Origin of the sequence: Streptomyces regalis, assembly GCF_001509475.1 — a bacterium.
Lineage (GTDB): Bacteria > Actinomycetota > Actinomycetes > Streptomycetales > Streptomycetaceae > Streptomyces > Streptomyces regalis.
Genome location: NZ_LLZG01000378.1, coordinates 27,592 through 48,819 on the forward strand (window position 1 = coordinate 27,592; position 21,228 = coordinate 48,819).

The 21,228-nt window shown below is 69.9% G+C and carries 18 protein-coding genes and 4 pseudogenes; 7 read left to right on the forward strand and 15 right to left on the reverse strand.

All coding sequences use genetic code 11. The features are described from left to right. Positions 1-239: 239 nt before the first annotated feature. A pseudogene (locus ADL12_RS37920) lies at positions 240-857 on the reverse strand (MFS transporter); the annotation flags it as partial. Positions 858-911: 54 nt separating this feature from the next. Here ADL12_RS37920 and ADL12_RS53335 point away from each other — a divergent pair. After that, a complete protein-coding gene (locus tag ADL12_RS53335) occupies positions 912-1,235 on the forward strand; it encodes a hypothetical protein (protein WP_062711429.1) in 324 nt (107 codons plus the stop codon). A gap of 139 nt (positions 1,236-1,374) precedes the next feature. Here ADL12_RS53335 and ADL12_RS37930 read toward each other — a convergent pair whose 3' ends face one another. From ADL12_RS37930 to ADL12_RS51585, 5 genes are all read right to left on the reverse strand, one after another. Next, positions 1,375-2,022, reverse strand: coding sequence for a response regulator (locus ADL12_RS37930; protein WP_062711431.1), 648 nt, complete (start codon positions 2,020-2,022; stop codon positions 1,375-1,377). After that, the gene (locus ADL12_RS37935) at positions 2,019-3,272 is read right to left on the reverse strand and encodes a sensor histidine kinase (protein WP_062711457.1); all 1,254 of its coding nucleotides are present in this window, start codon (positions 3,270-3,272) and stop codon (positions 2,019-2,021) included. The genes ADL12_RS37930 and ADL12_RS37935 overlap by 4 nt, the downstream gene beginning before the upstream one ends. 99 nt (positions 3,273-3,371) lie before the next feature. After that, positions 3,372-4,517, reverse strand: a complete 1,146-nt coding sequence (locus tag ADL12_RS37940; protein ID WP_062711466.1) for an ABC transporter substrate-binding protein — start codon at positions 4,515-4,517, stop codon at positions 3,372-3,374. 222 nt (positions 4,518-4,739) lie between these two features. Further along, on the reverse strand, positions 4,740-4,913 hold the full coding sequence (locus tag ADL12_RS54485; RefSeq protein ID WP_159053411.1) for a hypothetical protein: 174 nt from the start codon (positions 4,911-4,913) through the stop codon (positions 4,740-4,742). Between the two features lie 53 nt (positions 4,914-4,966). Continuing rightward, positions 4,967-5,680, reverse strand: a complete 714-nt coding sequence (locus ADL12_RS51585) for an alpha-L-rhamnosidase N-terminal domain-containing protein (protein WP_208614700.1) — start codon at positions 5,678-5,680, stop codon at positions 4,967-4,969. Between the two features lie 433 nt (positions 5,681-6,113). On the opposite strand from ADL12_RS51585, the gene ADL12_RS37945 reads away from it, so the two are divergent. Together ADL12_RS37945 and ADL12_RS37950 are read left to right on the forward strand one after the other, a co-directional pair. Beyond that, positions 6,114-7,043: a S1 family peptidase gene (locus tag ADL12_RS37945; RefSeq protein WP_062711433.1), complete on the forward strand. Its 930-nt coding sequence runs from the start codon at positions 6,114-6,116 to the stop codon at positions 7,041-7,043. 141 nt (positions 7,044-7,184) lie between these two features. Next, a complete protein-coding gene (locus tag ADL12_RS37950) occupies positions 7,185-9,095 on the forward strand; it encodes a propionyl-CoA synthetase (RefSeq protein WP_062711435.1) in 1,911 nt (636 codons plus the stop codon). A gap of 97 nt (positions 9,096-9,192) precedes the next feature. Here the strand turns inward: ADL12_RS37950 and ADL12_RS37955 are convergent, their stop codons facing one another. The 4 genes and pseudogenes from ADL12_RS37955 to ADL12_RS37965 form a co-directional block, all read right to left on the reverse strand. Continuing rightward, a complete protein-coding gene (locus tag ADL12_RS37955) occupies positions 9,193-9,576 on the reverse strand; it encodes a VOC family protein (RefSeq protein ID WP_062711470.1) in 384 nt (127 codons plus the stop codon). A 53-nt stretch (positions 9,577-9,629) separates the two neighbouring features. After that, positions 9,630-9,707, reverse strand: a pseudogene (locus tag ADL12_RS57205) (DUF2267 domain-containing protein); the annotation flags it as partial. A gap of 9 nt (positions 9,708-9,716) precedes the next feature. Next, positions 9,717-10,112 carry a DUF2267 domain-containing protein gene (locus ADL12_RS37960; protein ID WP_062711473.1) on the reverse strand — a complete coding sequence of 132 codons (396 nt, stop codon included), beginning with the start codon at positions 10,110-10,112 and terminating at the stop codon, positions 9,717-9,719. Between the two features lie 60 nt (positions 10,113-10,172). Continuing rightward, complete coding sequence (locus ADL12_RS37965; protein WP_062711437.1) at positions 10,173-10,601, reverse strand: Hsp20/alpha crystallin family protein; 429 nt, start codon at positions 10,599-10,601, stop codon at positions 10,173-10,175. Between the two features lie 127 nt (positions 10,602-10,728). Between ADL12_RS37965 and ADL12_RS37970 the strand changes: the two genes are divergently transcribed. Beyond that, positions 10,729-11,385, forward strand: coding sequence for a hypothetical protein (locus ADL12_RS37970; protein WP_062711439.1), 657 nt, complete (start codon positions 10,729-10,731; stop codon positions 11,383-11,385). Positions 11,386-11,414: 29 nt separating this feature from the next. On the opposite strand, the gene ADL12_RS37975 is transcribed toward ADL12_RS37970, so the two are convergent. Together ADL12_RS37975 and ADL12_RS37980 are read right to left on the reverse strand one after the other, a co-directional pair. After that, positions 11,415-11,636 (reverse strand): ferredoxin, encoded by a 222-nt coding sequence (locus ADL12_RS37975; RefSeq protein ID WP_079052495.1) that lies wholly within the window; start codon positions 11,634-11,636, stop codon positions 11,415-11,417. After that, positions 11,633-12,835, reverse strand: a complete 1,203-nt coding sequence (locus ADL12_RS37980) for a cytochrome P450 (RefSeq protein WP_062711442.1) — start codon at positions 12,833-12,835, stop codon at positions 11,633-11,635. The genes ADL12_RS37975 and ADL12_RS37980 overlap by 4 nt, the downstream gene beginning before the upstream one ends. 184 nt (positions 12,836-13,019) lie before the next feature. Between ADL12_RS37980 and ADL12_RS57210 the strand changes: the two are divergent. Beyond that, positions 13,020-13,103: pseudogene (locus ADL12_RS57210) on the forward strand (helix-turn-helix domain-containing protein); the annotation flags it as partial. Position 13,104: 1 nt separating this feature from the next. Then, a pseudogene (locus tag ADL12_RS37985) lies at positions 13,105-13,926 on the forward strand (ABC transporter substrate-binding protein); the annotation flags it as partial. 96 nt (positions 13,927-14,022) lie between these two features. On the opposite strand, the gene ADL12_RS37990 reads toward ADL12_RS37985, so the two are convergent. The 3 genes from ADL12_RS37990 to ADL12_RS38000 form a co-directional block, all read right to left on the reverse strand. Beyond that, positions 14,023-15,309 (reverse strand): cysteine desulfurase, encoded by a 1,287-nt coding sequence (locus ADL12_RS37990; RefSeq protein ID WP_062711446.1) that lies wholly within the window; start codon positions 15,307-15,309, stop codon positions 14,023-14,025. Then, positions 15,296-16,687, reverse strand: a complete 1,392-nt coding sequence (locus ADL12_RS37995) for a family 2B encapsulin nanocompartment shell protein (RefSeq protein WP_244188196.1) — start codon at positions 16,685-16,687, stop codon at positions 15,296-15,298. The genes ADL12_RS37990 and ADL12_RS37995 overlap by 14 nt, the downstream gene beginning before the upstream one ends. A 398-nt stretch (positions 16,688-17,085) precedes the next feature. Continuing rightward, entirely contained in the window at positions 17,086-20,733 is a 3,648-nt protein-coding gene (locus ADL12_RS38000) for a LamG-like jellyroll fold domain-containing protein (RefSeq protein ID WP_062711448.1), read from the reverse strand. 417 nt (positions 20,734-21,150) lie between these two features. On the opposite strand from ADL12_RS38000, the gene ADL12_RS51595 reads away from it, so the two are divergent. Next, positions 21,151-21,228: LacI family DNA-binding transcriptional regulator (locus ADL12_RS51595; protein WP_159053056.1), on the forward strand; the 78-nt coding region annotated here is incomplete at its 3' end.

A 21,228-nucleotide genomic window follows, 5' to 3' on the forward strand; every position in this document is an offset into this window, starting at 1 on the left:
GCGTGAGCCGAGGCATACGGTGTCCCGCCCTCGCCCCCACGTCAGCAGTTCCGCTGCCGCCGACCTCGCCCTCCGCACCCGGGCGTCCGCCTCCATGCCCGCGCGAGTCGTGCCGCTCCCGCAAGGCTCAGCGCACGCCGGGCCGGTGAGACGTGGCGGCACAGCTCGTGTCCGGGCAGGAGCCCTCGGCCCAGAAACCCACGCGCGCGGCCGGAACCAGCCGCGCACGTGCGCGGTGACTAGGACTTGACCCCCGAGACCTCAACCGACTCGGCAGGGCCTTCGCCCGCCTCAGGTTGCGCGGTGGGGGCCCGGTGCCGGGGGAGGAAGGAGGCCAGGAGGAAGGAAGCGAGGGCGGCACCGGCACCGATGGCCATGACCACCTTGAAGCCGGCCTCGGAGGGCAGCGGGTAGCCGCCGAAGTCGGTGGTCATCTGGGCCAGGATGACGCCGGCGATGGCGCTGGCGAACGACGTACCCATGGACCGCATCAGGGTGTTGAGACTGTTGGCGGCGGCCGTCTCGGACGCCGGTACCGCACCCATGATCAGGGCGGGCATGGCGCCGTACGCGAAGCCGATGCCGCCGCCGATGATGCAGGCGACCAGCGTGAAGTGCCAGACCTCGGACATCAGCACGATGCTCAGGCTGTAGCCGACGGCCACGACGACCGCGCCGATCATGAGGGTGATCTTCGGGCCCTTCGCCTTGGTGATGCGCGCGGAGACGGCGGACATGGCCATCATCACCAGGCCCTGCGGCGCGAGGATCAGGCCGACGGCCAGCATGGACTTGCCCAGGCCGTAACCGGTCTGCTCGGGCAGCTGGAGGACCTGCGGCAGGACGAGCGACATGGCGGAGCGGCGCTGCTCGACGCGTACCGCGAAGGTGACGTCGACACCATCGTCGAGATGACCCACCCCGAGATCCAGACGGGCGTCCGCGACTATGTGACACAGACCGGGACCCTGGCCAACCTGCACACCAAGGACGACCTGCGGGCGCACCTCCAGAACTTCTACGCCCACTACTCCGTCCGCAGCATCGAGGTCGTCGCCCGGCACTTCGACGACTGGTTCTTCTTCCACGAGTTGCGGTGGACGGTCGAGGCCAAGCAGGGCCCGGACGCCGGTGGCATCTTCCGCTACCACACCGCCGAGTACGCCGAGGTGTCAGCCGCCGGGCTCGTCGTCGCACACATCGGGCACGGCACGGATCAGCTGAAGGTCGGCTGAGGCTGCACTGGGCCGAAGCGGCCCCAAGTCCCCTGTCTCGCTTCCCCGGACGAGTGTCTGGCAGGAAGCGAGGCAGGGGACTCCCTTCCGCTCGGTTGGCCGGGTGCGGACGAGAGTGCTCGCCGCCTGGTCGCGACTGCTACGTGAGTTCCAGCAGGCCGCGGCGGACCGCTTCGGAGACGGCCGCCGCCCTGTTGTCGACGCCGAGTTTCCGGTAGATACGCACCAGGTGTGTCTTGACGGTCGCCTCGCTGAGGAACAGCGACTCGGCGATGGAACGGTTGCTGTGCCCGTCCGCCATCAGCCGGACGACCTGCCGCTCGCGGCCGGTCAACTCCGGTGCCGGGCTGACCACTTGACCCACGAGGTCGCCCACGATCCCCGGTGCCAGGCCCATCCCGCCCGCCGCTGCGCTGCGTACGGCCCGGAAGAGGTCCTCGGGTGGCCCCGCCTTGAGCGCATAGCCGCGTGCGCCGGCCTCCAGCGCGCGTACGACGTCGGCGACTCCGGCGTAGCTGGTCAGCATCACCACCGGTGTCCCCGGAGCCTCGGCGGCGAGCCGGCGTACGGCTTCGACGCCGTCGATGCTGTGGTCGCCGCCTCCGAACCGCAGGTCCATCAGTACGACGTCGGGTGCCAGGTCGAGAGCGAGGCGGACGGCCTCCTCACCGCTGCCCGCCTCGGCGATCACTTCCAGATCCGCCTCACCGTCGAGGAGGGCCCGCAGACCGGCTCGTACGACGACGTGGTCGTCGGCGATCAGCAGGCGCAGCCCCGAGGTCGTCATCGGACCGCCTCGGCCAGGGGCGCGACCGAGCCGGACCGCGGCCGGGCGGGGACGGTGGCCCGGATCCGGGTGCCCCGGCCGGGTGCGCTGTCGACCTCGAGCTCACCGCCGTACTCGTGCAGCCGCGCCCGGGCCGCAGGCAGGCCGAAGCCCCGGCCGGAACGGCACGCGCCGTCGGCGGGGAGGCGCCCGAAGCCGACACCGTCGTCGCTCACGTCGAGTTCGACGCGGTCCGGGTGATGATGCAGGGTCACCAGCAGGTGGCCGGCCCGTGCGTGTTCGCGCACGTTGGCCAGCATGCTCTGCGCCAGGCGGAACAGGGCGGCGGCGGCCTGCTCGTCCAGATCGGCGCCCTGGGTTCCGAGCGAGCGGAACTGCACGCGCTGTGCCGTTCCGTCCTGCTGCGCGCGGGCGCACAGCAGGCGCAGGGAGCCCTCCAAGCCGGCCTCGGCGACCGTGGACGGGGTGAGGTCCCGGATGATCCGGCGGGTCTCGGCGAGACCGGCGTCCAGGCCGTCGGTCACCGCGCGCACCCGCGTACGTGCCATGTCCGGCCGCTCCTCCCAGTCCCGCTGGGCGGCCTGCAGCAGCATCACACTGCTGGACAGGTCCTGGGCGAGCGTGTCGTGCAGGTCCCGGGCGATGCGCGCGCGTTCCGCCAGTACGCCGGCCCGGCGCTGTTCCCGGGCCAGCACGTCCCGCGTGCTGCGCAACTCCTCGACCAGGCGCTGACGTTCGGCGGCCTCGCGCTGCTGCCCCCGGTACAGGGCCACGGTGCCCCAGACAGCCGTCACCGGGATCAGTACCAGCTCCGCGTCGAACCCGCCGACGCTGCGGGTCAGTTGACCGACCAGCACGAACGTGATGACGGCCACCGCGGCCCCGGCCGCCCGCCGGCCGAGTGCGCGCAGGGCCGCACACGCCAGCGGTACGGCGCACCAGACGTAGGCGTTGGTCAGGAACGGCGGGGTGCGGAACACGAGCACCGCCCACAGCACCAGCAGGATCGCGACCCAGAGGTGCCGGGACGGCGGACCCAGTCTTCCCCACAGCGCCAGCCCGGCCGCGTACGTGGTGGCGAGCAGCCCGCTGACGGCCACGATCTCCCAGCACAGCGCGATGTTCAGCGAGGCGAGCCGGACCAGCGCGGCGCCGACGACGACGAAGAACACGAGATGCGGGACGTGCCGCAGGGCGAAGATCTCGCCCCGGGCCGGTGCGGGAGTGCGGGCGGGGCGGTGGTCGGACACGACGAACCCCCTGGACGAAAGATCCATTGGGACAGGGGGTCCGAGTCTATCCACCGCCTGTATGAGTGATGTGAAGGGTGTGAAGTGTGACGGTCGGGGTCAGGCCCCGGGGTGCAGTCCGGGCCAGCCGGGGGTGGGGTCGCCCTTGACCTCGCCGAAGTAGAGGGCGAAGGTCTGCTTCCAGCGCTCGACCTCGGCGCGGTCGGCCATGAATTTCGGGAAGCCGTCCAGGTGGGCGTCGGGGTACTCCCAGATCGGCTTCAGACCGGCCGGGGGCGTGATGTCGGTGCGCACCGACCAGCCGTTGAAGGAGTTCTTCTGCGTCTCGGCGGACAGCTGCCAGTTGAGGTACAGCTTGGCGGCCGTCGAGTTCTTGGCCTGCTTGAGGATGGCCGCGCGCTGGCCCCAGGCCATGAACGGGTGCCCGTCGGCGATCACGAACTTCGCGGGAGACGACGAGGGGACCGCCGAGCCCGCGGTGCCGATGCCGATCGCCTTCTGCCCGCCGAAGACGGCCTGGCCCGGGGTGTTGCTGCCCCGCGCGAACCGCACGTCCTGGGCGGCGAGTCTGGCCACCCAGTCCCAGCCGTAGGTGCGGGCGTACAGCGCGTAGAGGTAGAGGACGGCGTCGTCGTCGTGCGGGTACGACGAGGCGATCTTCCCCTTCCACTTCGGGTCGACCAGCTCGAGCGGGTTGCGCGGGGCGTCCGAGCCCACGGCGGCCGTGCCGTAGAGGAAGCTGAACGCGATCGCCGAGACGGCGACCCAGGCTCCCTGCGGGTCCTTGAACGACTTGTACAGCTTGGAGAACCCGGCGGGCTTGTAGTGCAGCAGTCGGCCCTGCTGATTCCAGCGGACGAAGTCCTGCAGGGTCTGCAGCTGTACGACATCGGGGACGAGGGTGTCGGTCGCGAACTGGTTGTCGACGCGGACGTCGTGGTACTTGCTGTAGTCGACGATGAGCGTCAGGTCGATGTCCGGGAACCGGGCCTTGAAGGCCGCCTTGGTGCCGTCCTGCTGGGTGGGGGTGTCGCCGCCGGCGTAGACGACGAGCTTGCCGCCCTCCTTGAGGGCCGCCTGGTAGAGCTCGTCGAGCGTGCGGGTCTCCTCGCGCCCGGCGGAGGGGCGTGAGGCAGCGGCCGGGGTGGCCGAGGCGGAGTTCGCGGTGGCGCCGATCGCACCGAGACCGAGGGCGGCACCGGCTCCGGTGGCGAGGACACTTCGTCGGCTGAAGAAGCTGGACACGCTGAGGAGGCCTCTCTGTTGGGGGGTGGCGTACAAGGCCCTGGCGCCAGGGGCGACCGCCAGTCTCGCGAGGCGAGAGGGATTTCGCGTCGCCCGGACGGAGCCTTGGGCCGTGCTGGAGGTGGAAACCGGGTTCAACCGATCGGTTGAACGCCAGGGGGATCGGGCGGGCCGAGCGCGCGAGGTGAGCACGCGGACGGCATCGCCTCGTTTCAGCAGGCATCAGGCGTGGTCGTCGCTGCCCGGCAGGACGGCAAGGGCCTTTTCGACCGCTGCCAGGACCTCCAGCGGCGCCTTGTCCAAGGGTTCCCGGAGTGCTCGGCCGGCCTTCCATCGGGTGGTGCGACGGAAACCGTCGGCGCGGGATGCGTCGATGCGGCGGATCGCGTCGAGCACTGCCTGGTATGCCTGTTGATCGTCGATGATCGTGGCGAGGCTGCTGCCGAGAGTCAGCCGGCTCCGGGAGGGAGCGGGCCGTGGATGCCGACGCGTCGTCGAGGCCGTCCAGCAAGGTGGGGGAGATGCGGATGACGCGACAGGCCGGTTCCAGGGGGGCGAGTCCGGCGACCTGCTGGTGCGTACCGAGTTCTCCGTGCTCCAGCACCTCCGCGTGCCGCAGCGTCACGGTGTGCCCGGGCGCGCCCCGGGACCCGGATACGGACACGGCCGACGAGGTTCTGCCCGAAGTCATGGTCGGGGTGACGTCCGGTACGGCGATCAGTTCGACCCCGGCGCAGGCCGACGCGTCGAACGACGGTGCCGACCAGCCTGGTTGGTCCAGCCGGGGCGTCGTAGGTCTCGCCCTGGTAGAGGCTCGCGGACACCACGGGTCCCCCGGACCAGCGCCAGCCCTCGTCCGTGGCGACGGTGTCCACGGAGCCGTCCTCGTACTCCAGCGTGAGCGCCTCGTGGAAGCGGCGCGCGGCATCCCGGAAGCCGTACCGTTCGGTGTACCAGCCGCCGGTGAGGATGATGCCCAGAGCGTTTCGGCCGGGGCGGATGTGTGCGGTGACCTCCGCGACGTCGAGGTGGAGTCGCCACTGGTAGCTCGTCCAGCCGGGCTCGAGTGCCGCGTCGTCGACCGGGGCCCCGCGCCTCGAACGTGCCGCGCAGCAGGTGTGGTTCTTCGCCGCCGGAGCCGACGAAGCGGGCCTGCCAGGCACCGGCGGGCAGGAAGTCGGCCCGTCCTCGACTTCGATGCCATGGCGCTGCCCGCCAGCCCGGCCTGACGCTCACCGCCTGCAGCGCCGAACCAGGAACTCCGGCCCACGACGGCATGCGGATGCTGTCCGCCTGGGCCGCCACCGAGGACGCGGAGACTCTCGATCGACGAGCGCCAGTCGAAGAACTCGCGGGCAGCGGGGCCCAGGAACGTGAACCGGGCGATGTTCACCACCCCGGGACCGCGCCGCCATCGGTACGCGGCGGAGTGGCCGGGCCGGGCCCCTGACTCGTACGCGGTGGCCTGTCGGGCCGTCACCCGAACGAGGTGCCCAGGTCGCCCGGGTCTTGGGGGCGCGGTTAGCGTCCGAAAGGGATCACTGAGCGGCCGTTCCCGTCCCGTGGCATGCGGCCCGCCCCTTCCTGGAGGTCCGTATGAGGATCACACGCCCGGCGCTCCGCGGCGCGAGACGACGTACCCGCCTGGTCGCCCTGGCGTCCGTACTGACCGCCCTGGCGGCGACGGCCCTGGCCGGGACCGCGGCCCACGCGGGCGCCGTCGACCCCAGTCCGACCACCACGTACAGCACCGCGCAGCTTGCCGCGGTCGAGAAGGCCGTCGCGGGCGCCGATGTGGTCGGCACCGCCTGGAGCGTGGACGACCCGTCCGGCAGGGTGCTGCTCGCCGCCGACAGCACCGTGTCCGCCGCCGCGATCGACGCCATCAAGCGGGGCGCGGGCGCCAACGCCGGCGCGCTGCGCGTGGAGCGTCTGCCGGGCAAGCTCACCAGGTACCTCTCCGGAGGGGACGCCGTCTACGGCAGCGGCAACGCCGGCAGGTTCCGCTGCTCGCTGGGCTTCAACACCCAGGACGACGCCGGAAACTACCACTTCCTCACCGCCGGCCACTGCACCGACGGAATCACGGACTGGTACTCGGACCAGTTCGTCACGCACATCGGCACCACCGTCGGCTCCAGCTACCCCGGCAACGACTACGGCCTCGTGGCCTACGATGCCGGCCAGCCCGTCCCGCCCGGCACGGTCGGCAGCCAGGACATCACCGGCGCCGGCGACGCTCAGCGAGGCCAGGCCGCCTGCCGCCGCGGCTCCACCACCGGCATCCACTGCGGCCGGGTCACCGGCGTGAACTGGAGTGCGCGCTATCCGGACGGCGTGGTGACCGGCATGATCCGCACCAACATCTGCGCCGAGCCGGGCGACAGCGGCGGCTCCCTCTACACCGGCACCCAGGCGCTGGGCCTCACCTCCGGCGGCAGCGGCAACTGCGCCACCCCGCCCAGCACGACCTTCTACCAGCCGGTCACCGAGGCCCTCAACGCCTTCGGGGTGCAGTTGTACTGAGCACAGGCATGCAATCCCCGACGGGGGCCCGGTGCACGGGATCACGCACCGGGCCCCCACCGTCGTCTCAGTGTGCTCGTGGTGCCCAGGGTGAATCATGGGTTCACCAGGTGGACTTGACGACTGGAAAGGGACCTGACCGTGGGAGAACACGCAAGGACCTACGAGCGGAGCCTCGCAGACCCGGACGGCTTCTGGCTTCGGGCAGCGGAGCTGATCGACTGGGTCGACAGCCCGTCACGCGCACTCGACGACACGAACGCGCCCTTCTACAAGTGGTTCCCCGACGGCCGGTTGAACACCTGCGCCAACGCACTCGACCGGCACGTCGACAACGGACTCGGTGAGCGCACCGCGCTGATCTGGGACTCGGCGATGGTGCCGGCGAAAAAGACGTTCACCTACCGGGAGTTGCGCGACGAGGTGGCCCGGGTGGCCGGTGCCCTGACCACGCTGGGAGTCGGCAAGGGGGACCGCGTCATCGTCTACATGCCGATGATCCCCGAGGCCGTGATGACGATGCTCGCCTGCGCGCGCATCGGCGCCGTGCACTCGGTGGTGTTCGGCGGGTTCGCGCCGAAGGAACTCGCGGCGCGCATCGAGGACGCGCGCCCCACGGTCGTCGTCGCGGCCTCGTGCGGGCTCGAGCCCACACGCGTCGTGGCCTACCAGCCGATTCTCGACGAGGCCCTGGCCATGAGCGGGCACCAGCCGGACCACACGCTGATGCTGCAGCGCGAGACGCTCCGGGCGGACCTGGGGCGCGGATACCTCGACTGGGACGACGTGGTGCCCGGAGCGAAACCGGTGGAACCGGTGCCGGTGTCGGCCACCGACCCCCTGTACATCCTCTACACGTCCGGCACGACCGGAAAGCCCAAGGGCGTCCTGCGCGACAACGGGGGCCATGCCGTGGCGCTCGCCTGGTCGATGGGCGCGGTCTACGACATCCACGCGGGTGACGTGTTCTGGACGGTCTCCGACGTCGGCTGGGTCGTCGGACACAGCTACATCGTGTATGCCCCGCTCCTGGTCGGCGCCACGACGGTCGTGTACGAGGGCAAGCCCGTCGGCACGCCCGACGCCGGTGCGCTCTGGCGGATCGTCCAGGAGTACGGAGTCAAGACGATCTTCACAGCGCCGACCGCGATCCGGGCGATCAAGAAGGTCGACCCCAAGGCCGCCGAGCTCGCCAAGTACGACGTCGGTTCCCTGGCCTCGCTGTTCCTCGCCGGTGAGCGGCTCGATCCGGAGACTTACCAGTGGGCCTCGGCCGCGCTGGGCGTGCCGGTCACCGACCACTGGTGGCAGACCGAGACGGGCTGGCCGATCGCGGCGAACCCGCGCGGGCTGGAGCCGATGCCGACCAAGCCCGGGTCGGCCACGGTGCCCGTCCCCGGGTGGGACGTGCGTGTGGTCGATGCCGAAGGCCGTCGGCTGGAGCCCGGCCAGGAGGGCGAGATCGTCATCCGGCTGCCCCTGCCCCCGGGTGCTCTGCAGACGTTGTGGGAGGACGACGAGAGGTTCGTGGACTCCTACCTAAGCCGTTACTCCGGCCACTACCACACGGGAGACTCGGGGTACTTCGACGAGGACGGCTACCTCTTCGTCATGGGCCGCACCGACGACGTGATCAACGTGGCGGGGCATCGCCTCTCGACCGGTGCGATCGAGGCGGCCCTCGCCACTCATCCCGCGGTCGCGGAGTGCGCGGTGATCGGCATTCCCGACTCGCTGAAGGGCAGCGTCCCCTTCGGCCTGGTCGTCCTCAAGGCCGGTGCCGCACCGGACCACGACGAGCTGCGAGCCGAGCTGATCGCGGCCGTCAGGCGGGACGTCGGTCCGGTGGCGGCCTTCCGGGAGGCCGCGATCGTGCCGGCGCTGCCGAAGACACGGTCGGGCAAGATCCTTCGCAGGACGATGAGGGGAATCGCCGACGGCCGGGACGAGTCGGTGCCACCGACGATCGAGGACGCCTCGGTGCTCGACGCGCTCGTCCCGATCCTCCGGGACCGGACCCTCGAAGAACCTCGACAACATACTTCGCGCTAGCCGTTCGGCTACCCCTCACGAACGTCGCCACGTCGAAGAAGGATGGCGGCTGGCACAGACCAGCCGCCATGGGGCCTTCGGCCTGAGTGTCCGAGCCTTACGAAGACATCGCAGCGCGATCGGACTCGCTACGCAGGACACAGAATTCATTGCCTTCAGGATCCGCGAGGACGGCCCAGCCCGCGCCGTCGGGCTCCCGGCGATCAGTGACCAGAGTGGCTCCGAGATTCAGCAGCCGCTCGATCTCCTCCTCGCGCGAGGTCGTCGGGCGCAGGCACAAGTGGACCCGGTTCTTGACTGTCTTGGGTTCTGGCACCTGGTTGAAGTACAGCAGTGGGCCCTCCGGAAGCATCACCTGAGTCTCCCGGTCGCCTGGTCTGTCCTGCGGATGCAGCGGACAACCAGTCACCTCACTCCAGAACCGGGCCAGCTCATAGGCGTCCGAGCAGTCGATTGCCACGTTCTGCACTACCGAGATCATGCGGGTGAGCATGCCTGAGCACCGCTCAGTCCGCTAGCAGATTGCTGTCACCACAGGCGTTCGTCGCCTGTCAGCTGCCGTCCAAGTCCCGGAACGACCAGGCGGACAACTTCCTCGGCCCGTTCCCGGGTGTGTGGCTGTCAGGTGGACTGGGGGCTGCCGAAGAGCAAGTCGTAGCCTGCGGGGAGCTGGAGCAGGATCTGCTTGATCAGGTCGTCGCCTGCGGCGTCGGCGACCGTGCTGAGGACGGCGCCGACGTCCCAGGCCGCGGTCTGATCGGTGGCCCCCTCGATCCAGGCTGCCGTCGCCCGCACGAACCGCTCTGGCGACAGCGGTTCGGCGCTCTGCAGGGGGTTGAGCAGAATCAGGGCGAAGTCTTCCGGCAGACGCGCCGCCAACTGGGCGCGCACCTCGCCGACCAGGTGTGCACCCAGCAGCGCGAGCACCACGCGGGCCGCGCGTTCTGCTTCCTGTCGGCTGCCGTACTCGCCGCGTTCCGTCACATGGTCGAGAAACGCTTCCCGTCGCAAGGTCACGTCACCCGCCACCCTTCTCGAGTCCGGCCTCCGCCGCTGCTCGGCCCGGGTCACCCCGGGTCAGCCGGAGATTTCCTTGCGGGAGGAGCCCCCGCCGATGGAGATCTTGCGGGGCTTGGCGCGCTCGGCGATCGGGATGCGCAGGGTGAGCACCCCGGCGTCGTAGTCGGCCTTGATGTGCTCGGTGTCCAGGGTGTCGGCCAGTACGAGCTGGCGGGAGAAGACGCCCAGCCGCTCCGACAGTTCCATCTGCACGTCGTCGGCCTTCGCCACGGGCCTGCGCTCGGCCCTGACGCTCAGCATGTTCCGCTCGACGTCGATGTCGATCGCCTCCGTGCTGACGCCTGGAAGGTCGAAAGCCACCACGTACTCGTCACCCTCGCGGTAGGCGTCCATCGCCATCGTGGACGGCCGCGTCCAGGTGCCCGGGCCCATCAGCTGCTGAGTCAGCCGGTCGAGTTCACGGAAGGGGTCGGTGCGCATCAACATCGCGAAACACCTCCAGAAGGTTCGGGCAGTACCTGCCAATGCGCCTCGTGCATCCGTTGTATCATGTCATCCAATGGATGACAAACGTGATGTCGTCGAACCGATGACAACTCCGAGAGAGGTGCTCATGGCAGCAGCCGACCAGCCGTCCTCTTCCAGTGCCGGCACCCAGAGCCCGGCCTCGTTTCTCGCCGCCGCGGCGGCCCTGGAAACCATCGACAACGCCCTGCGCGCCGCCCAGGACGAGACCCCTGGCCTCACGGACGCCGCGCACGCCGACCCGCAGGAGGCTCTGGCCTCCCTCCTGCTGCTGCGGCAGATTCGCGAACAGCTCGCCGGATGGGAAACCGGCCTGATCGAAACAGCTCGCCACGCAGGCGCCAGCTGGGCCGACCTCGCCCACCCCCTCGGCGTCGCCAGCCGCCAGGCCGCCGAACGCCGCTATCTGCGCAACCGGCCGGGCCCCGCCGGATCCACCGGCGAACAGCGTGTCCAGGCCCCCCGCAAACGCCGCGCCGCCGCCCCCACACCCCCCCCCTGGGCCCGCCGCAACGCCGCCGACCTGCGCCGCATCGCCGGCCAGATCACCGCTCTCACAGACCTCCCCACCGCCGCCCGCCTCCCGCTCAGCCACCTCGACGCCGCCCTCGCCCACGACGACCCCGCGACGCTCATCCACCCCCTCAACGCCACCCGCCCCCACCTGACAGGCACCCACCCCGACCTCGCCGCCCGACTCGACACCCTCACGCACTCGGCCAAAGAGTCAGCCGCCGCCGACTGACCGGGGCGGGCGGCGGAGTCGCCTCGGCGTCAGGAGCCGGTGGATTCCGGCTCGTGGAGGGTGATCGCCCCGGAGGGGCGGACACCGGCGGCCATCTGCGCGGCCGCGCGATGGACGGTGGGCGGCTCGGCGTGCAGCAGGAGTACGCGGCCGTCGTCGGGATCCTGGTCGAAGACCTCGGGGGCGGTCAGAGCGCACATTCCGGCGCCGATGCAGCGCGCACGGTCGATGCGCAGGCTCGTCGTCCTCACGACTCCGCCTTGTCCCAGGTGACCGGGAGGCTCTTCACCCCGAAGATGTCCGCGGTCTCCGGGCGCAGGGCGACCTCTTCGGCCGGTACGGCCAGCCGCAGCGTGGGGAAGCGGTCGACCAGCGCGCGGAACGCGACCCGCATCTCGATACGGGCCAACTGCTGGCCCAGGCACTGGTGGATGCCGTGGCTGAAGGCCAGGTGCCCGCCCGCCTCCTGCCTCCGGAGGTCGAGGACGTGGGGGTCGGCGAAGCGCTCGGGGTCGCGGTTGGCGGTGTGGTACGACAGGACGACCGTCGTGCCGGCCTTGATGGTCTGGCCGCCCAGCTCGACGTCCTCCAGCGCCGTCCGCATGAACGTCTTGGCGACGCTCAGATACCGCAGCAGCTCCTCCACGGCCCCGTCGGTGAGCGCGGGATCGGCGCGCAGCGCGGCCAGTTGCGCCGGGTTCTGCAGCAGCGCGAAGGTGCCGAGGGCCAGCATGTTCGCGGTGGTGTCGAAACCGGCCGCCAGCAGAACCAGGCTGATCCCCTTCAGCTCCTCATCGGTCAGGTCGCTGTCGGTGAGTTCGCTGAGCACGTCGTCGGTGGGGTTCGCACGCTTGGCGGCCACCAGCTGCGCGAGGTACTCCTGAGTCGCGGTGTAGGCCGCGATCAGCTCCTCGTCGCTCACCTCCCCGCCCATGAACGTGTCGATCTGCTGCTGGAAGGAGCCCCGGTCCTCGTACGGCACCCCGAGGATCTCGCAGATCACGATGGTGGGAATGGGCTTGGCGAACGCGGTCACCAGGTCCGTCGGCGGCCCGGCCTTCTCCATGGCGTCCAGGCGGTCGGCGGTGACCTGCTCGATGCGCTCGGTCAGCAGCCGCATCCGCCGCACCGTGAACTTGCCCATCAGCGGTTTCCGATAGCGCCGGTGCTCCGGGTCGTCCATGAGGAGGAACTCGCCGGGCGGCGCCGGCGGAATCTCGAAGTCGACCACGTTCAGAAGGTCCTTGCGGGAGCTGAACCGTGAGTCGGCCAGGACCGACCTGACCAGGTCGTATCCGGTGATCAGCCAGCCGGGTATGCCGCCGGGGTGGGTGTAGCGGCTGATCGGGCCGTGCCGGCGGGCGTCGATCAGCTCGGCCGGCGGGTCGAAGGGGCAGTCGGACTGACGCGTCGCCGGCAGTGTCGTGACGGTGTGGAGGGACTCGCTCATGGCCATTCCTCATCTCGCGATATGACGTGTTTGGCGATGCTCGAAAGCTACGTTGCGTTCAAGATTTCGTCAATCAATAAATGTATGTTCTCGCAGGTGGAAGAGGGAAAATTGATGCAATGACGCTGAGATCGAATGCAACGATGCGTTGCAATGGATGGCAGTGAAAGGCAATACTGGCGGCATGTCAGGAGGACGGTTGACCCAGCAGGACCGCCAGCGCATCGCGGTCGGCCTCGCCGACGGGCTCTCCTACGCCGAGATCGCCAGCCCGCGCGACTGCCGCCAGGGCCGATGCCCTCGGTCTGCCGTACCTCTGCTCGTCGGCGGTGCTCGACGCGCTCACCGAACAGCCGACGGAATGGGTCGCGCGCCTCTCCTCGCCGCAGTCCCGCGGCTGGCAGATCTACGCGGACTTCCTCCTCGGCGCGGGCCACCGTCGCATCGCCGTAGCGGCCCAGCCGAGTGTCTACTGGGCAACCGGGACCCGCATTCTGTGGGACTGCCTAGCTCCACGCGGCGGCACCGTCATCGAACTCGACATGAGCACGCTCGACCCGGCGGACGTGTGCGACGAACTCGTCGACCATCGCGCGACGGCGCTGCTTCTCCTCGTCGGCCACCCGGATCCGGCAGTTCCGATCGTCGAGTCCGTCCGCCGCGACCAGCGTCTCGCCGAGATCATGATCGGTGCTCCGGCCGGGCAACCGGAGTTCACCGAATGGGCGACGTTGCTGGGCGACGACGGCGCCGGGGTTCCGTTCCTGCGCTACCTGCCCGAGCGCCTCACCCCACTCGGTGCACAGGTCGACAAGGCCCTCCGTGAGCGGCTGGGCGAAGCGCCCTCCTTCGTGGCCTTCGAGGGCTACGACACGGTCGCCGTCCTCGCCGAGGTGCTGCGTTCTCATGGTGCGGACCGGGCGCGTACTGCCGAATCCTGGCCGCGCCTCGCAGTCGAAGGCACCCGCGGGCAGATCCAGTTCTCCCGCACGCCAGGTATCAGCGTGTGGCAATGGGCTGGGACGCCCGTCCAAGTCGTTGATCGAGATCCGGCGGAACCCGATCGCTTTCGGATCCTGCACGCCGGCTGAGGCACGAGCGCGGCGGCTCTCTCCTGGTGCAGCGCAGCCGGGGTCCGTGCGGCCATCTCCGACCGCACGGACCCCGCTGAGTCTCCGCTCCTGTTGTCAGGCGCTCTGCTGCAGTCTGCGCAACGACGCGACGAGTCGGTCCACCTCATCGGACGTGTTGTAGAGCGCGAGGGAGGCGCGCGCCGCCGACTCCAACCCGTAGTGGGCGAGAGCTGGTTGGGCGCAGTGGTGGCCGGCGCGGATGGCGATTCCGTCGCGGTCGAGCCAGTCGGCGACGCCGGCCGGGTCCTGTCCCGCGAGGGTGAAGGTGAGCACCGCGATCCGGTCGGCCGCCGAACCGATCAGCTCGAGTCCCGGCACCGTGGCAAGGGTCTGGAGCGCATACGACATGAGACCTTCCTCGTATGCCGCGACGGCCTTGCGGTCGAGGGACGTCAGCCAGTTCACGGCGGCGAGCAGTCCGATGACCCCGGAGATGTGTCCGGTACCGGCCTCCATCTTGTGCGGGGCGGCCGCGAACGTGGTCTTCCCGAAGCCCACGGACTCGATCATGTTGCCGCCGCCCTGCCACGGCGTCATGCCGGCGACGAGTTCCGGCTTCGTGTACAGGACTCCGATGCCGGTCGGCGCGAACAGCTTGTGGCCGGAGAACGCGTAGAAGTCCGCATTCAAGTCCTGCACGTCGACGGGGAAATGAGCGACGGCCTGAGCACCGTCCACCAGGACCTTGGCGCCGTAGCGGTGGGCCAGCGCCGTCATCTCCTTGACGGGCGGGACGGTGCCCAGAACGTTCGACGCGTGGCTGATCGCGACGAGCTGGGTGCGCGAGGACAGCAGATCGGCGTACGCGTCCTGGTCGATGTCCCCGCCCGGCGTGAGCGGGACCGGCACGACCCTGGCCCGGGTCTCCTTGGCGATCATCTGCCACGGCACGATGTCCGAGTGGTGCTCCAGGACCGGCACGAGGATGTCGTCCCCGGGCCCGAGGTTGGCCCGGCCCCAGCTCTGCGCGACGAGGTTGACCGCCTCCGTGGTGCCGCGCACGAAGACGACGCCGTCCGGGTTCGGGGCGCCGAGGAAGTCGGCGACGGCCGCCCGACCCGCCTCGTACGCCTCGGTGGCCTCTCGCGCCATGGTGTGGGCCCCGCGGTGGATGTTGGAGTTGGCGGAGCCGTAGTAGGCGGCGAGCGCCTCGATGACCTGACGCGGTTTCTGGGTGGTTGCCGCATTGTCGAGCCAGACGAGGGGGTGGCCATTGACGTTCCGGTGCAGGACCGGGAAGTCCTGCCGCACCAGTTCGGCCGTGAAACCGGCCGGTCGGCGCTGACCCGGCAGACCCGGCAGACCCGGCAGACGGCGCGCCGTAACGTCAGGCGTAGTCATGGTACTTGGACACCTCGACGTTCTGGAGTACGGCGATGGCGTCGTCCACCAGCACGGCGGTGTTGAAGTAGGCCGTCATCAGGTAGGACGTGATGCCCTTCTGGTCCATGCCCATGTTCCGCATGGACAGGCCGGGTTCGACCTCGTCCGGCACGGCCGCCGGGCGCAGCCCCACCACGCCCTGCTCGGCCTCGCCCACCCGTATCAGCAGGATCTCGGTGGTACCGGCTGCCTCGCCCGAGCCGTTGGGGCAGGGCACCTTGTCGGAGGGCAGCAGCGGCACGCCCCGCCAGGTCAGCAGGGGACTGCCGAACCGGGTGTCCGTCACCGGGGGCACTCCCCGCCGCGTACACTCGCGCCCGAACGCGGCGATCGCCCTCGGGTGCGCGATGAAGTAGGCAGGCTGCTTCCACACCCGCGCGAGCAGTTCGTCCAGGTCGTCGGGGGTGGGAGCGCCGGTGCGCGCCTGCACGCGCTGACCGGTCGGGACGTTGTGGAAGAGCCCGAAGTCGGGGTGGTTGAGCATCAGGTTCTCCTGCCGCTCACGCAGGGCCTGGATGGTCAGGTTGGCCTGGGTCCGCGTCTGGTCCATCGGCCCGTTGTAGAGGTCGGCGACACGGGAGTGCACCATCATCCGCGTCTGGGCGAGCGTCATGTGGTACTCGCGCGGCACGTCCTCGTAGTCGACATACGTGCTCGGCAGATCGACCTCACCCACATGACCGCCACTCAGGTCGATGGGCGCCTCGGTGCCGGGCGCGGGCATGCCGCCCGCCGCATACGACTCCACCGTCCCGCGCAGTGCCGCGTCGCGGTCCATGAGCCCGGCGAGGGCGGAACGCTCGACGCGCAGGGCGACGCCGGGAGTGACGGCCTTGACGGAGTACGGCATGGGCTCGGCCTTGGTCCACGCCGCGAGGTCGAAGTGCTGCCCGTCGCCGATGACTTGGATCAGTGCCTCGTCGCCGTACCGCCCGGCGGCGCGCTTCTCGGCGCGGCCCCGGACGATCACCCACAGGTGCTCGGCGGCGTCGCCCTCCTGAACGAGCACCTGCCCGGCCTCGAAGCTCGACTCGGTGAACGCGTCGGCCAGTTGGCCGAGCAGGGCGTCATCGCTCTCGCGCAGGTACGGGATCTCGCGTAAGTCGCCCGGAACGACGCGCGGACTTCCCTGGTCGGTGTGCGTGCTGATGCGGTCGTCGCCGAGGACGTAGGTACGGCGCCGGTTGACGCGGTAGACACCCGATTCGACGTCGACCCAAGGAAGGGCGCGCAGGAGATAGCGCGGGGTGATGCCGCGCATCTGCGGGGTCGTCTTCGTGGTCGTCGCGAGTTGCCGAGCGGTGTCCGGGCTGAGGCTGGTGCGGGTGGTCGTCACAGGGGCCTCCTCAAGTGGATTGATCCGGGAGCGGACTTCTGTGAGCGAGCCCGATCGTGCAGCCGACAACCGGGCCTCACAAGATGCTCAGGACACCGCTCGGCAGAGCCCGGGCCGAAAACCCTCTGCCTGCGGCGGGAGGGGCGCGCCGCACCGTGCCCGCCGGCGGCCGGTGCTACCAAGGGCGGGGGCCGGCGGACGACGTTCCAGCCTCGGCGACGACGAGCTGTCCGACGCTCTGCCAATTTCCTACGGACGGCTTGAATTGGCCCCGTATCACTACTTTTAGCCTCTTAAAGGAGTGCTTATGTAACCCTTTTCGAGGCCGTATTTATCTGAATCCGCAATTTCCGGCCCGGGGCGCGCCGCCCCGGGCCGGGTGGAACATGGTGCCCGCGCTATCCCCGGGCGTACGGGGCGACGGTGATCCGGTCGATCAGCGGCGCGTGGCGGGAGCGGAGCAGTACCCCGGGGAAGGTGTCCGAGGCGTAGGTGGTGCCGTCGAAGTTCGGCAGTTCCTCGGAGCGGAAAGTGATCGTGTTCTGCCCCTTCTCGAGGTGGACGGGGACGGTGAGCTCCCAGAAGTTGTTCTGGTGGAAGCTGTGCGGGAAGCCGACGCGCCGCGCCGTCCCGCCGTTGACGCTGATGTCGGCGTGGCGGGCGAGCGGGTCCGGGTTGTAGTGCGTGGCCTCGGACTGCTCGGGGTTGGAATAGCGGACGCGCAGTGCGTACAGGCCGCTGCGGTCGGCGGTGACCTTGAAGGTCGCGGTGTTGCCGTTACCGGGGTCCCCGCCGATGCCGGTGATCGCCGTGCCGTCGGTGGCCAGCGAGAGCGGGGCGAGCCTGGCCGAGCCCGCGAGCTTGGCGTCGCCGGCCTCGTAGGTGCGTGTCGGCAGCTTGCCCTCGGTCGGCGTGACCGTCAGCCGGTCGACGAGGGTCGTGGAGGAACCGCCGGTCAGGGTCACCTTGTTGACGCCCCCGGAGAGGGAGACCGCCACGCTGCTCCTGCCCTTGGCCAGACGCAGGACGTCATGCCCGTTGACGGAGAGCCGGGACCCCGTGCCGCCCAGGGTGTCGACGCTGAGGGTGGCCTCGCGGTCGGCGGGGGAGTAGACCCAGAAGGTGGCGGTCTGGCCCTTGGCGAGCCGGGCCGCGCCCGAGCCGGTGGCTGCCTGCTGCGGCAGGTCGTAGACCGGCCGTGCACCGCCGCCCAGCCAGGCCAGTTCGCCCTCGTGCACTTGGCTGGCGGCCGAAGCCGCGGGGAGGGAGAGCGCGAGGCGGTCGACGATGGCGTCACCCTTCGTGACGCGCTTGCCGTCGAGGCTCTTCGCGGCCAGCGTCAGGGTGTGCTTGCCCTTGGTGAGCTGGACCCTCGTGTCGGTGTGGTCCCACACCACCCACTTGTAGCCGAGCGGCAGGTACAGCTCCTGCTCGCTGTCCGCCTTGCCGTCCACGCGCAGGAAGACGTTGGTGGGGCCCTGTTCCTTCACCTTGTCGAAGGTGTTGAGGGAGTTGGCGAAGACGCTCAGGTCGTAGGTGCCGTCCTCGGGCACGTCCACCGTGAAGTCGAGCGTGACGTCCGAGCCGGTGCGCAGGCCGCCCACGTCGTAGCCGCCGGAGGTGTAGAACTTCGACACGTCACGCGGCGAACCCTCCGGGCCGTTCTTCGAGTAGCCGGACCCGGTGTGGGCGGCGTCCTCGGCCTCGTACGATGCCTGCCAGCGCGCCGGCGGGGACTGTGTGCCCTTCGCCTTTCCGGCCGGGCTGAGGACTATCTCGTACGCCGAGGACTCCTTCAGCGTGGGCAGTGCGCCGTCGCCGAAGTCGACGACGACCGTGCCGTCGTCACCGACCTTCAGGTTCTGCTCGGCGAGCAGCTTCGGGCCGGAGCTGTCGCCCAGCTGCCCGCTCCACTCGATCTCCTTCACCCAGGCGTGGACCCGGTCCCCGAAGAGCTTCTTCGGGACGCCCGCGAAGGTGATGTGGCCCTTTCCGGTGGAACCGCCGACGAGCAGCCGGGCCTGCCGCTTCTTCTCGTCCAGCGTGGCCACACCCTGCATGGTGTAGTTCTCGCCCGGGAACGGCGGGCTCACCTTCACCGTGTGACCGCTCATCGAGGCGTACGAGTTCAGCAGCCACCACTGGCCGTTGCCCCGGTTGGACTGCACCGCGGAGTCGGAGAGGTTGCCGTCGATGTTCCAGTACGCGATGTCGGCGTCGACCTTGGACTCCTCGATCGCGGACACCCACTGGATCATCTGGCCGGGGACGGAGGTGTGGTAGTTGAAGGCGTACTCGTTGATGTTGATGGGGAGTTGGGTGCCGGCGCGGTCGGTGCCCTTGAACAGCTCCTTCTCCCACGCACGGTACTTGGCGACGCTCTCGCGCACCGCTTCCGGGTGGCTCAGCTCGTGCCAGGTGATGACGTCCGGGAGGGTGCCGGCGGCCAGGGTGTGGGTGAGGAAGCCCTTCACCTGGTCGTAGAGGACACTGGTGTTGGGGCCGGCGATGCGGGCGTCCGGCATCTTGGACTTGATGAGCTTGTAGGCGTCGTCCCAGGCGGCGAAGAAGTCGTCCGGATCGTTGAGCCAGCTGACCTTGTTGTAGCTCCACTCGCCGGTGCCGAACATGTTGCCCTCGGGCTCGTTGAACGGCACGAAGACGACGTTGTCCTGGTACTGCCCGGACAGTCGCAGGACCTGATCGACCTGGGCGGCGATCTTCTCCTTGTAGAGCTTGAGCTTCTCCTCGGGCGTGTCGCCCGGCCACTGGTACGGGAAGCCGCGGTGGATGTCGGTCATGTAGATGTACACGTCACCGTCGGTGGAGTCGGCCAGCGGCTTCACCACCTCCAGCGCGTCGGCACCGGGGTGCTGCGGACCGTCCTGCGCCTTGGTGGAGACGGTGCGCAGGCCCATGCCCTCCATGAGGTTGTTGGTGGGGACGTCCGGTCCGTACACGCCGTAGAGGGTGCCGGAGGCGCCACCGTGGAACGCGCCGGTGTCGGAGCCGAGGTCGACCGTGAGCTGCCCCTCGCGGACCACGGTGACGGTCGCCTTCACGGCGCGCCCGGCCGCCGTTCCCGACACCGTGAATGTTCCGGGCCGGGCGTACTTCTCGGGTGGTACGGCGTCCCAGGTGAGGGGCGTGTCGCGGTCGTAGCCGTCGGAGAAGGAGCAGCGGACGGCGCCCGGGAGAGAGGGGGCGGTCCCGTCGGTGGTACGGACGTCGAAGGACGTCTTCGAGAGCTCCTGGACGGTCGGCACATCCCCGACCGTAGCGGCCACCTGTTCGGCGCTGAGCGCCGCGTGCCACATGGTGAAGTCGTCGATCGCGCCCTTGAGCAGGGGGTCCGGCCAGAGGGACTTGCCGATGTAACCGGCGGCCGTGGCCGAACCGTCCAGCAGGTCCTTGGCCTTGATACCGGTCGCGGCGGAGGAGACCGCCACACCGTCGAGGTAGGTGGTGAGCCGGCCGGCGGTGGTGTCGAGGGTGACGGTCACCGTCCGCCACGCGTCCGCGGGGAGCATCGCGTAGCCGCGGACCTGTGCCTCCGCTCCGCCTCCGCCGGTGGTCACGGAGGTCTGGAGCAGCCCGCTGTTGTTGTACGGGGTGGTGAAGAGGTACTTCGTGGTGTCGGTGCCCAGGTCGAAGATCCGCTGCCAGGGGGACTTGTCACCGCTCCACTTCACGCGGGCGGAGACGGTCAGGTCCGTCGTGTCCGCGAGCACTTGGCGGGGCAGGCGCACGTACGCGCCGCCGGAGGTGGGGTCCCCGCCGGGCAGGGCCAGCGCCCTGCCGCCGTCCGCGCCCGCGACGGACTGGGCGGTGGAGCCGTTGACCAGGGTCGCGTCCAGGCCGTTGCCGGAACTGTCGGTGATTCTGCCGGAGGCGAGGTCGTCCTGGTCGAAGGTGTAGCGGGCGGCGGGCCCGGGTGCCTCGGCCGCCTGGGCGGGGCCGGCGGGCGCGGCCAGCAGGCCCGCGCCGAGGGTCAGGGCCACGGCGGCCGAGGCTCGGCGCCGGGGCGATCTGTCAGCGGATGGCATGGATGGCGTCCTCAATCGTCGAGTTGCGGGTTCCGGGTCCGGTGGGCACCTCGGTGAGTGCGGGTCGAGGTGGCCCACCTCGGGCTGTGTGCTCGTCGAACCGATTCGACTTTGGCGGGTGGAAGGGGCAGGGCTGGGTCGGGTTGACAGGCAGGCGAGTCCGCGGTTCGAGGGCGCGGAGTGCCTCTCCCGCCGTCCCAACGGGAGAGGGCCGCGCGTCGAACCGGTTCGGGGAAGCTAACATTGAGGCTTCCGGCCAGCAATCCCTTCGACAGCGCGATCTTGGCGACGTCCCTGTTCGTCAGAGAACTGCCCCCGGGTGTTGACAGGCGTCCGGTCGGTTCCTACGTTCGCTGTCACGCGAACCGGTTCGACGGCCGGTCCTCGTTGTCGGACCGGTTCGAGCAAGGAGTTCCCGTGAACATCGGTGAGATCGCCCGGCGGGCCGGTGTCTCGCGGAGCACCGTGTCCTACGCGCTGAGCGGGAAGCGCCCG

Coding starts and splice junctions, on each gene's coding strand:
- ADL12_RS37965 (WP_062711437.1), bottom strand. CDS start 10,601: ATGTTGATGCGCACCGACCCCTTCCGTGAACTCGACCGGCTGACTCAG.
- ADL12_RS37955 (WP_062711470.1), bottom strand. CDS start 9,576: ATGATCTCGGTAGTGCAGAACGTGGCAATCGACTGCTCGGACGCCTAT.
- ADL12_RS37930 (WP_062711431.1), bottom strand. CDS start 2,022: ATGACGACCTCGGGGCTGCGCCTGCTGATCGCCGACGACCACGTCGTC.
- ADL12_RS37980 (WP_062711442.1), bottom strand. CDS start 12,835: ATGAGCGAGTCCCTCCACACCGTCACGACACTGCCGGCGACGCGTCAG.
- ADL12_RS37970 (WP_062711439.1), top strand. CDS start 10,729: ATGGCAGCAGCCGACCAGCCGTCCTCTTCCAGTGCCGGCACCCAGAGC.
- ADL12_RS53335 (WP_062711429.1), top strand. CDS start 912: ATGACCCACCCCGAGATCCAGACGGGCGTCCGCGACTATGTGACACAG.
- ADL12_RS37990 (WP_062711446.1), bottom strand. CDS start 15,309: ATGACTACGCCTGACGTTACGGCGCGCCGTCTGCCGGGTCTGCCGGGT.
- ADL12_RS37945 (WP_062711433.1), top strand. CDS start 6,114: ATGAGGATCACACGCCCGGCGCTCCGCGGCGCGAGACGACGTACCCGC.
- ADL12_RS38000 (WP_062711448.1), bottom strand. CDS start 20,733: ATGCCATCCGCTGACAGATCGCCCCGGCGCCGAGCCTCGGCCGCCGTG.